The organism is Ktedonosporobacter rubrisoli (genome assembly GCF_004208415.1).
Lineage (GTDB): Bacteria > Chloroflexota > Ktedonobacteria > Ktedonobacterales > Ktedonobacteraceae > Ktedonosporobacter > Ktedonosporobacter rubrisoli.
Window position 1 is genome coordinate 8,746,009 of record NZ_CP035758.1, and the last position, 13,354, is coordinate 8,759,362.

A 13,354-nucleotide genomic window follows, 5' to 3' on the forward strand; every position below is an offset into this window, starting at 1 on the left:
AAGAAGGGTACGCATCTTGGAGTCGATAAGCATTTACATCAGTGAACTTGAAGAGATGGTGCGCTCTATTTCGTTGCCGCATCTGCAGAAGGTGCTGCAGTTGCTCGAACAGGCCTATCACAGCGGGCACCGCATCTTTATCATGGGTAATGGCGGTAGCGCGGCAACTGCCTCGCACTTTGCCCTTGATCTGGCTAAAAATACGATTGTCCCTGGCGCGCCTCGCCTGAAGGCTATTTCTTTGACTGATCACGTGCCGCTGATTACTGCCTGGAGCAATGATACTGCCTATGAGCATATTTTTGCCGAGCAGCTGGCCAACCTTATTGAGGCCGGGGATGTGGCTATCGGCATTAGCGCGAGTGGAAATTCGCGAAATGTGATTAATGCTCTCCACCTGGCCGGACGCTCGGGAGCTTTTACGATTGGCCTGTTGGGAGCGACCGGGGGCAAGATTAAGGATATGGTAGATGCTTATGTGCTGGCTCCAGGCCGCAATATTGAGCAGGAAGAGGACGCTCATATGATCCTGGCCCATATCATTACCAGGCATATGCGCCAGGTAGTGACGACGTATGCGCAAAAACTTGCCCTGGCTGGAACCAACGGCCAGGCTAACTAATTTGTTGGGATGCGCTTGCTCAGCGGAGCCGGAGAAAAAATCTCAAATGCTTCTCTGTGCTCCCTGGGCAGATATAGCTCGCGTGTTGAAGCTAGTTTAATATCAAATCCGCTTGAAAAGCTATCACAAGGGGATTTGGGATATCCTCAAGTAATCATTATTTAAACTGATTTGATATAACTCAGTCGTGCTAGATGTTAAAAAGCTTTGCCATACTCTCCAGAATGCGTGCCTCTGCGGCAAACTACCCTCTGCGTGGTTTGCCTCGTTACAACAGCCAAAATCTCAATTCCACGCTGAAGCTGCTTTGTTTGGGAAAATAGAGATAGGACCAGAAGCCTGGTCCATCTCTATTGGGTATGCTTGCTTTATTGGCGGAAGAAATCGACTGTGGCTTTGACGCCCTCTTCGAAAGATTTTGTGGGCTGCCAGCCTAGAAGGCGCGCGGCCTTGCTGGAGTCAAAATAGGCCATGTAGATATCGCCAGGGCGCTTGGGAGCTTTGATGATCTCTGGCGTATAGCCGGTCAGGGCCTGTAGGGTCTGGAAGATCTCGTTGACGGAGGTTGCCTTGCCGGTGCCAATGCAGAAGATCTCGTTGTCCCCTTTGCCGGCGGCCAGCAAATTAGCTCTGGCCACATCCTCGACGTATACATAGTCCTTGCTCTGGCCACCATCCCAGTCGATGCGTACCTTCTCATGGGCCAGGAAACGTTTGGCAAAGATGGCAATCACCCCAGCCTCTCCGTTGGGGTCCTGGCGAGGACCATAGACGTTTCCATAGCGCAGGGCGGTATAGGTGAGTCCATAAGCCTCCTGCCAGTAGCGCAGGTAGTGTTCGGCAACCATTTTTGTAATGCCGTAGGGTGATTCTGGCCGCTGCACAACCTCTTCGTTCAAGGGCAGGCTGGCAGGCGTACCGTATGTTGCGCCAGAAGAGGCGAAGATGATCTTGCGCGTACCTACGCGTACACAATTGCCAAGAACATTAAGTAAGCCCAGCACATTGACGCGCGCATCTAGCTGGGGATTCTTGGTAGAGACCGCTACGCTGTGCTGAGCCGCCTGGTGGCTAACGATCTCAGGCTGGATCTCGCTAAAGATCTGTGTCAGGCTTGCCTCATCTGTAATATCGGCGCGATAGAAACGTGCCTTTGGATTAAGATTAGTTTGTTTGCCGCCCCCTTCTTCCCAGAGATTATCTATAATGGCAACTTCGTGTCCGGCTGCTATATATTGATCAACAATGTGCGATCCAATAAAACCCGCACCACCTGTGACAAGTACTCGCATGGAGGAAATAGACCTTTCTTTAATCTTTGTAGTTATTACTACAAGCGTCCCTGGTTATTATAGCAAGGGCGCAATAAGCAGCACAAGCGACTGGCCCGAATATTGGCTATAGCCGGAGCAGGCCTGGCCGGAGAGCCCTTGCTTTCTTTTCAAACCAGCCGCTCTAAGGCTGTCTGTAATTCGCGTGGCGAGGCGAGCACAGGAAAAATATGTAGCCCCGTTTCCTGTTGCAAACGATCGAGCGCCCGGCGATCTTGCGGATTCGCGATTGCTACGGTAAGTATATCGCGCTCACGTCCCAGGGGATAGCAATGCAGTTCCTGGGCCAGCTGTGGGCTGACCAGTTGCTGCACCTTTGCCGGTGGCCTGGAAGGTAGTAGCGAAAGGTAAGGAATGCCCAGCTTACGGGCCATCTCTGATAGCTCGGCATCCTTAGCGGGCAGTGAAGTGGGTTCATTTGTATACTTAAGCGGCTTACGGCTAGCTTTTTCGGGGCGTGTGGTAAAGCTCAGGCTCGCCTCATTGGCGGCCATGATACATTCTTGAGCATCTTGCTGGGGAACCGGATAGGCGCTATGGCCTATCTGCATGCTGCGTGGACGCAATATCCCAGGAGTACGGCTATTATGTACGCGCCACATCAGCGCATCCCATAGCCTTTCCTGCACAATATTTCCTCCCTGCAGATTAGCCCCCAGAAGGATAAAATAGAAAGTCCAGCCCGAAAGAAAGACAAGATCGGTTTTGCGTACCAGGGGCCGCAAATTGTCGAGATAGTAACAAGCGCTTTGTCTGGCTTGAGTCTGGCGGGCAGAAGAGCTTCTACCCTCTTGCTCAAAATATAGTGTTATCGTCACCAATGCGAACTGTTCTATCGATATCTGCGTGACCCATTGCATTTTCTCCGCAACCGCCTGAACACTATCCACTACTGCATATGTGTATGCATTCGTTGTTGGCTCAAACGCAGGATGAGTGATTGCCTCCTTGCGCATTGTGCGACTCCTTAGAATAAAAAAAATGCTGCATATGTTCATGCGTATATGTTCATATGTAATAAAAAGAATACTCTGTGAGTACTGAGAAATTAGCGAAAAGATGGTTATATTCGCGTTAAGACTTCACGTTTGTGGTTAAGATCAGTTCATTTCCTTCCGAATGGCATAGTGTTTAATGAGTGGGGGTAAAGCCTGCTGCAAAATATCGATTTGTTGAAGCAAATGGTCGATTTTTTGCATGAGATCGAAGAGCAAAGTCGCGACAGCTTCGTCGTCGCCTACCGAGATGCCCTGAAAGTCGAGAAGAATGTTGCCAAAGATGATCTGGGCGCTCTCCTGCAAGTCGTTAAGAGCCGCATCCATGTGGGTTAATTGCGGTAGAGATGGGCTGGAGCCGGCGAGCTGACCGGCAAAGGTAAATGCTAAACGGCGATATGCTTGCCAGTCGTTAAGCTGGGTGGTAAGTAATTTGACGGTTTTCTCGCAACGTTCTTGCGAGGTAATATAGTCTAGATACTGTTCATAGGGCTGGTTTATCTGCAGTTCCCTGGTAATTTTTCGGGCCGCCTGCCGGGCGTCAAGTAAGTCTAGCAGCACGATAAGACTATTTTTCAATAGATAGCAGAGTGGCTCTACATGTTGAATGAGTTGCTTGATTTCGCCTAGCTTTGACCAGAGAGCATAACGATATGTGATACTCTGGGAGGCAAGCTGGGAGACGCGAGCTTGCTGGCTGCTCTCCGCTAGCTCCGGTAGCTTTATATGGTAAAGCGTATTGAGACGGATAAAGAGATGGTGGAGGCAGAAGCCGAGAATTTCCAGTTCGTCAAGGGCTGCCGGTGAGTTGAAGAAGCTTTTCAGTGGCTCTAATGTAACGCTTAGCTCGGCTATATCGAGCTGAGGTCCTTGATCGTGAGCAGTCTGTGAGGTCTGTTGTTTGAGCTCGTCTGGTTGTCTCATCCGCGTCCTCCCCATATACGTTATCTCTACGCTCGACATCCACAAGCTCTATCTCCTGGATGCGATCTGGCTTATCTCATTTACGATAGAAAACACTTTAGCTAGTGTTCTGTCAAGATTTCTGTGAGGCGTGAAACCAGCGGGATTGTCAAGGGAGTGCCGCGATCTAGCGGATCGCCACCTTTGACCTGGGCCGGTGCCCCATTCCCCCATTCCCTCTGCAGCCCGCAGGCGGCGCAGACGTCAAAAGACGTCTGACAAAGCACTAGTAAGCCTTTTTACTATTATTGTACTGCTGAAAGAAAGTTGCGAAAGAAGTAGGAGGCTTTGAGCTATAGGATATGAGCCACTTGACAGCTCTATTCCGGTATGACTAATGTATGTAGTACTGGTAAAAACTCACACGATTGTTTTCCTGCTTGATTCAGCTCACTGGAGCAGGAGAGGTAGTGGCTGCTACTTGTTATAGTAGGGCGGCGAGTCCCGCAGTGGCTTTTCTACGATTCTTGACAGAGGAAGCAGCGAAATTTGCTGAAAGGAAAAGATTGCTCTGTTTGGTGAATTGTTTGCGAAAGCAGGAAAATTTCTTATAGTCATATGTAAAGTATGATGGCGTTGCCCGTTGGTTATAACGACAGGCCCGGTGGCGTATCAATTCAGCAGAATAAAGAAGTAGTAGTAGATGGACTATGCAGCAATATAATATGCAGTCTGCGGTGCCAGATAATGTGCCAGGCACCGATAGAGTGACGGGTGAGCAGGTGTCTATAGGCCCGCAATTTGATAATTCAGAGGTGGTACGCGCGGCAGAACGAGCGCGGCTACGCCAGGGTATCATGCATGTACGTATCCGCCATTTCTACTGTACCCTGGAGGAGAAGGCGGACCCTTCATTGCACGGCATTCCTTTTGTGGTAGGAACTGGGACCGGGCGTCCAAATGAGCCGGGGCGCGTAATAGATGCCTCCCCTGCCGCAGTGCGTCTGGGGATTACTCCAGGCATGCCACTGCGTCGCGCCCACCGTATTGCGCCGCGCACGCGCTTTATGCCCGCCTCATATAATCTTTATCTACCCTATCAACAGAAATTGCGCGAGCGTTACAAAGTATATTCACGTATTATTGAATCTGTACCTATTGCTGATGCGTTTATCGATCTACGTGGCTGTGAGCTTGTTTTTGATACACCCGTCGCCCTGGCCGAGCGGCTATGCGCGGAGGTGGCTGAAATGGGTCTTACCGCGCTGATTGGGATTGCTAATGGCAAGGCTATTGCGGAACTTGCAGCGTTAATGAGCCGCAAGGATGGCCGCCGCGGCGTCTTATATGTTCCGCCCGGGCGCGAGGCCTCCTTTGTGCAGACCTTACCACTATCGATGCTCCTACAAATGCGCGCGGCAGGAACGGGAATACCAGGAGCCTTGCCCGATCTTGCCGATTCGCCAGAGATGGGATCAGGTACGCATGGCGCGGTCGAGAGCAAGAGCGAGCAGGCGGACCCGGTAGCCGTAGCTGAGCTGGTGGCTCACCTGCGCGATTTCGGCATTACCACTTTTGCCCAGGTGGCAAATCTTACAGAAGAGGGATTGGTACGCCGGCTTGGGCGCCTGGGTGGCTGGGTTTACCTGGTTTCTCAGGGCGATGATCCTAGCCTGGTTGTCCCGGATGTGCCGCCTTTGAGCCAGAATGCGCGCATTCGCTTCCAGCATGCAGTCAATGCAGATGAGGCCTGTGCCGCTATTCGCAAGCTTGCCGACTATTTGAGTGGACGCCTGCAGGAGCAGCGCCTGAAGGGGCAGGCAATCGCCCTGATCCTCTGGCCGGCGCGCCAGGTGCGCCACGATACGCGTAAGCTGGTTATGGATGAGGAAGGCGACGAGGTTGCTGTAACGGCGACCGAAGAGACCCTGGGTGGACAGATGATTCTCTCGCGCCACACCGACGAAGCTGATGTCATTGCCCACCATAGCCTTATGCTTTTCGCTCACTATCACCGAACCGGTTATTACTACTTACAGGTCCAGTTGCGTATTGGCGATATTATTACCACGACGCCAGCGTATTATCCGCCGCCTTCGCGCTCCCGTGGAAGGCTGACGCGCAAATTACGCCATGATTCTTGAGCTGTCCTGTCCGCTGCGGTTCTGATAAAGCTGCGGGCGGGACAATTTTTTGTGTTGCTCATGAAAGCTCTATCTGCGAACGTCCTCTTGCTCGCCCCCCTCCCTCATGAAAAGATAGTGCTGCGCTGCCCGCAGTGGGCTGGCTCTACTACGGGACAATCCGGCTAATGAAACGCCCAGGCTGCTGTGAGCGTAATATATGTGGTATAACGTGGGCGTATATCGATATATATTGTATATGGGTTTTATAGTGCCAGAACCTGGCGGACCCCAATTTCTCCTTGCTTGCAAGTGTGCTTGTTATCTTATAAGTGTGTGCCTGTTGCAAGGGGCACCTATGCTTTATTTTTTATCTATGATCGAAAAAAGGGATTCAATGGCTATTGATAAAGATGCACAAGAAGGCTTCTCTGCCGGTATAATGCCGCAAGAAAAGCCCTCTGACCTTGAATATAATGATGAGTGGGTAGAGGCTGAGCAGTGGGTAGAGCCTGTCAAAGATTCCCCTGAAGCTGATAATGTGGAAGCCAGCACACGGCGAGAAGATAGCAGTGCGCTCCCTACAACTGTACTTGCTCCTGAGTCGCTGGATCAACATTCCGAGAGCCTTGCAACTGCGACGGTAGCAGAGATAGAGACAGCTTCTAAACAAAAAGTCCCCACTGAAACTGGCCAGCAAGGCCAGGCTGAACATGTAACTGCTCAACCAGGCGCTGAGGCGATGCAGGAAGCAGCGCTAGAGCCGAAGCCAGCGGAGAATGTAGCGCAAGGGATGGCTGCCAAACTGTCTGAGGCGAAGCCGAAACAGGAAACGCCAGCGTTAACCCAGGAGATTGCCCAGGGAGAGGCAGACGAGCAGGAAGCTAGAGAACAGATTATAAGCGCTATAGAGAGCCGGGTAAACGTCCTATCTGAGCAGCAGACACAACTTCCCTCAGAGATAGTACCAACAGACGTCGCGGAAGAGCAGCCAGAGGTAACATCAGAGCCAAAATCAGAGGAAATAACAGAGCCGGCATCGGAGCCAAAATCAGAGCCAACAACAGAGGAAAAATCAGAGGAAATAACAGAACCGACATCGGGGGAAATAACAGAGTCAAAATCAGGGGAAACGTCTGCAGCCTCCATAGAAGAGAAGAAAGAGGCGCCAGCAGAGACGGAAACCGGAGAGCAATCGAAGGGAGCAAAGCCCCGGCCATTTTCCCGCTTAGCTGATAAGCTTCCGGACAGAGTGCGTGTCCTGGCACTGCGGCATAGGGTGATTGCTATTGGCCTGCTTGTCCTTGTCTTATTTGGTATCGTCGCCCCCTTACTCGTAACCGCCAGCTATGGTATACGTGCCTATGCTACCTATACAAGCCTGCGTACCCATGCCAGTGATGGTTATCAGCACCTGCTCAATATCAAAACTATTTTCTCTGGCGCTAAAGCTCATCCTACGGGCGTATTGGATGTCGCAAAACTGCAGCAGGCTGGCAAAGAGTTACAGGCGGCGAGGAGCGATTTTGTCAAGGTTCGCGATATGCTCGATAATAGCGACGTGTTGCACACTATAACCCAGTATCTACCTCAATATCGCGCAACGATAAGCAGTGCGCGCGCAGCCAGCCAGATAGGCATCGACGTTAGCGAGATTGGCCAGCGCTTAATTGCTACAGCATTAACATTTGCGCCAAGATTTCACGGTGGTTCCATCCTGAGTAGCAATACAAAGGCACCCTTGATTACCGCGCACGATATTGACCTGTTAAGCACAACCCTGGCTGCGCTGCTGCCTCTTGTTGATGACATGCAGGTCCAGGCCAGGCACATCTCGTTCAGCTCCTTACCGCTTGATAGCCATAGCCTCAGTCAGTTGCAACAATACTTGCAAATGTTGCCACAGGTTAAAAACGTTTTGCTACAGGCGCAGAGCCTGTTGCCGAGCGCCGGTTGGCTGCTAGGCGTTGAGCAGCCGCGCACATTTTTAGTCCAGACCATGGATCGCTCCGAGCTACGGGCCACCGGAGGCTTTACCGGCCAGTTTGGCGAGCTGCAAATCAGCCAGGGACGGATTGCTCCTTTCTCGTTGCGCGATATCTCCGCAGTTGAGTACAGCGATAATAACGCCACCCTTGGCCAACAGGCGCCTCAGGCCTATCGTTCCTGGTGGCCTTTTGCCAACTGGGGCCTGCGCGACTCGAATCTCTCAGCTGATTTTCCCGCCTCAGCCAGAATTGCCATCGAGCAGTACAATTTGGAAGTGCATCGTAAGGTAGATGGAGTCGTGCTTTTTACGCCATTTCTGGTTGAACATATCATGAATATCACCGGTCCTATTCAGGTGCCGCGCTATAACGAAACGATCACAGCCCAGAATCTCGAACAACGCCTTCATTACTATCAACTTGATAATGCAGCAATTCGTAAGATCGAACTTATAGAGCACGTTGAGGACCCGGCTCAAGCGCGTAAGCTCTTTACCTCCGAGGTAGCTCACCAATTGATGGATCGCGTACGCCATGCCTCGCCCGAAGAGTTGATGGCGATAGGCCTCCAGCTCTTACAGGATCTCAAAACGAGGGACCTGCAAATATATTTGACGAATACGCAGCTTGAGGACTTCCTTGTGCGTTACGGCTATGCCGGACAGATAGACCGCTCGCCAACGCATGATGGCCTCTATATCGTTCAGGCCAACGTAAGCGCGAGCAAAGCCTCGCAGTATGTGCGCACCACCATTCACGACACAGTGAGCCTTGATCCCAGTGGAGGCGCCACACATCTGCTGCAGCTGCGCCTGGCCTATACCCAAATAGGGCCCGTCTACGGCCTGGATACCTATAGAGATTACGTGCGCGTCTATGTGCCGCCGAGCGCCAAATTTTTGTGGGGCAACGGCTTCGATACAGGCGAGCCGCTGTGTGGTGGACCCCTGGCCGCCTGTGCTCCGCAGGGAATCTACCCAGGAGATGAGCTGGTATGCCCTACTGGTCAGTATCAAGCGGGCGCCTCAGCGCCTATGCTGGGAGATCCCTATGCTGGACAATGGCATCCTCTCGATAAGATAGGCCCGCCAAACAATCTGAAGAGCGATGAGCCCGGGCGAGGCATGTTTGCTGGCTACGTCATTGTGCCTAAGAACTGCACGATGACCGTCACCCTCTCCTGGTATGTGCCTCCGCTGGGTACGTATAACCTGCTTGTGCAGCGCCAGGCTGCCACCTTTCCGGAGCTGGATCTTAGCATACTTTCCACCCCTGGCGATTGCGCGGCCCTCAAGACCGCCGGACTTTATTTTAATGGCATATTGACTAATGATATGTCCTTTGCCTTAAAAGCTAAAACCAATTCAAGGGATACTACAACCTCTTGCTATGAGCAGCCGGGTGTATAGTAGAATTCTGCTCGCCTGCTCTGTGGGGGCAAGCAGAATGCCCAAAGATTATGTATTGTACCTGGGCTATTGACACCTGGATATCTTGCCCCGTATACTGCTTTTGCCAGGAACTTATATGTATGTTTATCGCAATTGTGTAATTGAAGCCATTGACGGGAAGCTTGTGGAAGAGAAGCATTCATGGAACAACCAGTCCAATTAAGTATCGTCCGTACGGAGACCAGCTATCGGTTTCGGCTAGATCTTCCCGATGGCCCAGCGCTCGCCAGTCAAGAATATAGCACTGAACTTACGATTGAGGTGCGTGAGCGATTGCGTCGTGCCTTGCAGTCGGCTGCATTATCTATGCAAACGATAGCTGTAACAGATGTAAAGCGCCAGGCGGCAAAGCTAGGCGCGGTGAATGACGCCTTGCTTTCCTTGGGGCGTTTCCTATTTGATACGCTATTACCGGGACCCCTCCAGGAAGCGTTACGCCAGCTTGATACCCCTCTCATTTTTAGCACGAATACGCCAGATATCCCCTGGGAGCTGATGTATGATAGCAGCGTAAAATCCGGTCGTTATCTTGGCCACGTACTCAGTATTGGCCGTGTCCATAGCCTGGGCAAGCGAGATCGCGACGTCTTGTTGCGTCCCCCTCTTTTAGAGAGACCGACACGTAAACTGGGAAGGCGGGAAGCACAAGGCCTCTCAATCCTCTTTCTTGTAAATCCGACTGGCGAGGTGAGCCGGGCAGAGGAAGAAGCTGCCTCGCTGTGTTCGAGTTTGCCGGAATCTATCTCACGTATCATCCTGTATAAGCAACAAGCCAATCAGCTAGAGATGCGCATGCGCATGAGCGCCGAGCCGCCGCATGTCGTCTATTATGCAGGCCCCATGCCTGTCACGACAAGTAGCGCCGGACCTGTATTAGCCCTTGCCGGCAATTCGCGCTTAGATGGCAATACGGCAGAGCAGCTATTCCAGTCATTGCCCCGGCCACCACTTGTATTCTTGAGTTGCTATGATGAGGAGCGCAGCGGGCGCAATGGAAGCAATAGCGTGAATCAGCAAGAGCGCGATGAGATGATGGAGCGCCTGGCCAGCAACTTAATTGCGGCCGGAGCTGCGGCCGTCGTGGCGATGCGCTGGCCTATCCATGTACAGCGCACGCGCGAATTTGCTGCACTATTCTGTCAGGATATCGCGGATGGGGTCACGCTCGGCGAGGCCTTGCGGCGCAGTCGAGTGACCATGGCTCAGCATTATATAGATGATACCTCGTGGATGACATTTGTCTTATATGGTGACCCGACGCAGCGTCTATTAACCAGCTCACTAGCGACGAAAGAACGAGCCATCGAACCAGGCTTTGACCTCTTCGATGATAATCATGTTATCGCCCCTACACTTCCATCCTCTAATACCCCTGATCGACGTTTCCTGCGTGTTGTGCTTGAGCTAGCCCTGGGCGAAGCCAGGCGCATGCACAAAGATTATCTAGGTACCCCTCATCTCTTTATTGCACTAACGAAACTGGATGGGGGCTGTACCCAGGATGCGCTACGCGGCCTGGGCTTCTCTCCCAGGCAGGTGCGCGACGTTATTCGGCTGGCTTTAGGCACCGGAAAGGCAACAAGCGAGACGCCTATTTTGCCGACGCGCCGCTGCAAAGAGATATTGCAAACGGCAGAGCGCAACGCTGTAAATGCCAGCTCATCCCTGGTAGATGAGCGCTCTATCGCTCAGGCAGTCTTAAGCGAGGGCGATGGAGTTACCCACGAGCTGCTTACCAAACTTGGCATCAATCCGGCGCAACTAAGCGAATTGATCCTGGCAAGTAGCGCTCGCGCCTTGCTCGAACTTGTGCCCTCTGCCAGCACGAATCCAGAGGTTGTGCAGGAGGAATTGCCAGGCGCGATCAATCTGGATGGGACTCCCAAGGGGTCCAATTCTGTGCTTGAGCGCCTGGGACGCGACCTGACCAAGCAGGCCAGCGCAAAGCAGTTGACCCCGCTCATTGGACGCGATAAGGAGATCCGCCTCCTGATGCAAACCTTGATGCTGAAGGATCGTAATAACCCAATCCTGATAGGCGATTCTGGCGTGGGTAAGACGACGATTGTTGGCGGCCTGGCCCAGCGCATAGTTGATGGTAAGGTGCCAGCAGAGCTGCGTGGCAAGCGCGTAATCGAGCTTTCAGCAAGCTCACTTGTCGCTGGCACAAAATATCGTGGCGAATTTGAAGAGCGGCTGCTCAAGCTGCTGGAAGAGGCAGAGGGAAGCGGCAACATCATCCTGTTTATCGATGAGATGCACCTGTTGATCGGAACAGGTCGCGCCTCCGATGGGAGTATCGATGCCGCTGGTATTCTCAAGCCAGCCCTTGCCGGCGGCCGCTTGCGCTGCATTGGCGCGACGACTCCGCAGGAATATCGCCTTATCGAGAAAGATGCGGCGATGGAGCGGCGGCTGCGCCCGGTTCTTGTGGAAGAGCCATCGGCTGAAGAAGCGCTAAAGATTCTGCAAGGCATGCGCCCGCTCTATGAGCAGCATCACCATGCCATTATTACCGAAGAGGCTTTGCAGGCAGCCGTTAATCTCTCAGTACAGTATCTGCCTAATCTACGCCTGCCGGACAAGGCCTGTAGCATATTAGATGAAGCCTGCTCACAGGCGCGCATTTTCTCCATGGAGAAGGATATGCAGGAACAGGAAGAGCGCAGCGAGTCAAGTAGCTCACCTGTTGTTTCGGCGCCTCTGGTTGCCGAAATCATCTCGCACCGTACGGGTATTCCTGTAAACGCTCCAGGCCAGGAAGAGCGCGATCGCTTGCTTACCCTGGATACACGCCTCAAGTCACGCGTGATTGGGCAGGATGAGGCGATTATGCGCGTGACGCAGGCCATTCAAGTCGCGCGCGCCGGTCTAAAGTCGCGCAATCGTCCCGCCGGCGTCTTTATGTTCCTGGGACCAACTGGCGTTGGTAAAACGGAATTGGCCCGGGCCCTGGCTGCTGAGGTGTTTGGCTCTGGTGATCACTTGATCCGGGTCGATATGTCAGAGTATATGGAGAAGCATGCGGTCTCGCGCATGATTGGCTCTCCACCGGGCTATGTTGGCTATGACCAGGAAGGGCAGTTGACAGGCAAATTGCGTCGCCGTCCGCACTGCGTGGTCTTGCTAGATGAGATCGAGAAGGCCCATCCGGAGGTCTTCGATCTGTTCTTACAAGTCTTTGACGCCGGGCGGCTGACCGATGCCCAGGGCCATACAGTTGATGCTCAACACGCTATCTGGATCATGACTTCGAATGTGGGCACCGATATGTTGGGCCGCTCGATGGTCGGTTTTCGGGCACATAAAGATACTGGCGAAGGGCTAAAGCGGGATCGCTTGATGGAGCGCGTGCGCGAAACCTTCCGCCCTGAGTTCCTCAATCGTATTGATGATGTGGTGATTTTCCATCCTCTAGATCAGGGACAGGCCCAGGCCATTACGCAACTGCAGATTAATGATCTGGCTGCCCGCCTTCTGGATCAGGGCCTGGTGCTGCATGTGGAGGAGAATGCGATTAAGCTGCTCTGCAAAGAAGGCTTTAGCCCAACACAGGGCGCTCGTCCTTTGCGGCGCGCGATTGAACGTCTGCTAACTGTGCCTTTGAGCCTGCGCATTTTGCTTGCGGATATTCCCAAAAATGGCGAAGTTCATGTAAGTGCTGTGGATGAGAAGCTGGATATTGATATTCGAGCCCCTGAAGGGCAAGAGGATACGATTGCTTTGAAGATCAAACCAGGAGACCACCTGGTTTCCTGATGCTGTATTTTAAGCCTCTCAGCCGCATTCTGAGGCATATGAGGAGTCCTTCCTCTTCTGCCCCTGTTAAACTGCATGGCTTCGAATTCTCTCGTTACCCAAAAATAATGAGAGCACTGACCCCCTTGTCAGCGCCCTCATTATGTGGAGGGGAAAACCGCGATTGGTTTCTTTTCCTGGGT

The 13,354-nt window shown here is 52.6% G+C and carries 8 protein-coding genes; 4 read left to right on the plus strand and 4 right to left on the minus strand.

The features are described 5' to 3' along the window. Window positions 1–16: 16 nt before the first annotated feature. Window positions 17–622: a D-sedoheptulose-7-phosphate isomerase gene (locus EPA93_RS37995; protein ID WP_207229306.1), complete on the plus strand. Its 606-nt coding sequence runs from the start codon at window positions 17–19 to the stop codon at window positions 620–622. Window positions 623–990: 368 nt separating this feature from the next. Here the strand turns inward: EPA93_RS37995 and EPA93_RS38000 are convergent, their stop codons facing one another. From EPA93_RS38000 to EPA93_RS48745, 4 genes are all read right to left on the minus strand, one after another. Beyond that, the gene (locus EPA93_RS38000; RefSeq protein WP_129892517.1) at window positions 991–1,914 is read right to left on the minus strand and encodes an SDR family NAD(P)-dependent oxidoreductase; all 924 of its coding nucleotides are present in this window, start codon (window positions 1,912–1,914) and stop codon (window positions 991–993) included. 149 nt (window positions 1,915–2,063) lie between these two features. Next, window positions 2,064–2,909: a GspE/PulE/PilB domain-containing protein gene (locus EPA93_RS38005; protein ID WP_165423669.1), complete on the minus strand. Its 846-nt coding sequence runs from the start codon at window positions 2,907–2,909 to the stop codon at window positions 2,064–2,066. A 144-nt stretch (window positions 2,910–3,053) separates the two neighbouring features. Continuing rightward, complete coding sequence (locus EPA93_RS38010) at window positions 3,054–3,872, minus strand: hypothetical protein (RefSeq protein WP_129892519.1); 819 nt, start codon at window positions 3,870–3,872, stop codon at window positions 3,054–3,056. A 101-nt stretch (window positions 3,873–3,973) separates the two neighbouring features. Continuing rightward, a complete protein-coding gene (locus tag EPA93_RS48745) occupies window positions 3,974–4,138 on the minus strand; it encodes a hypothetical protein (protein WP_165423670.1) in 165 nt (54 codons plus the stop codon). Window positions 4,139–4,561: 423 nt separating this feature from the next. On the opposite strand from EPA93_RS48745, the gene EPA93_RS38015 reads away from it, so the two are divergent. From EPA93_RS38015 to EPA93_RS38025, 3 genes are all read left to right on the plus strand, one after another. Continuing rightward, window positions 4,562–5,995 carry a DNA polymerase Y family protein gene (locus tag EPA93_RS38015; protein WP_129892520.1) on the plus strand — a complete coding sequence of 478 codons (1,434 nt, stop codon included), beginning with the start codon at window positions 4,562–4,564 and terminating at the stop codon, window positions 5,993–5,995. A gap of 376 nt (window positions 5,996–6,371) precedes the next feature. Next, window positions 6,372–9,371 (plus strand): DUF4012 domain-containing protein, encoded by a 3,000-nt coding sequence (locus EPA93_RS38020; protein WP_129892521.1) that lies wholly within the window; start codon window positions 6,372–6,374, stop codon window positions 9,369–9,371. A 183-nt stretch (window positions 9,372–9,554) separates the two neighbouring features. Then, entirely contained in the window at window positions 9,555–13,172 is a 3,618-nt protein-coding gene (locus EPA93_RS38025) for an AAA family ATPase (RefSeq protein ID WP_129892522.1), read from the plus strand. Window positions 13,173–13,354 lie beyond the last annotated feature (182 nt).

Coding starts and splice junctions, on each gene's coding strand:
- EPA93_RS38000 (WP_129892517.1), bottom strand. CDS start 1,914: ATGCGAGTACTTGTCACAGGTGGTGCGGGTTTTATTGGATCGCACATT.
- EPA93_RS38005 (WP_165423669.1), bottom strand. CDS start 2,909: ATGCGCAAGGAGGCAATCACTCATCCTGCGTTTGAGCCAACAACGAAT.
- EPA93_RS38010 (WP_129892519.1), bottom strand. CDS start 3,872: ATGAGACAACCAGACGAGCTCAAACAACAGACCTCACAGACTGCTCAC.
- EPA93_RS38015 (WP_129892520.1), top strand. CDS start 4,562: ATGCAGCAATATAATATGCAGTCTGCGGTGCCAGATAATGTGCCAGGC.
- EPA93_RS38020 (WP_129892521.1), top strand. CDS start 6,372: ATGGCTATTGATAAAGATGCACAAGAAGGCTTCTCTGCCGGTATAATG.
- EPA93_RS38025 (WP_129892522.1), top strand. CDS start 9,555: ATGGAACAACCAGTCCAATTAAGTATCGTCCGTACGGAGACCAGCTAT.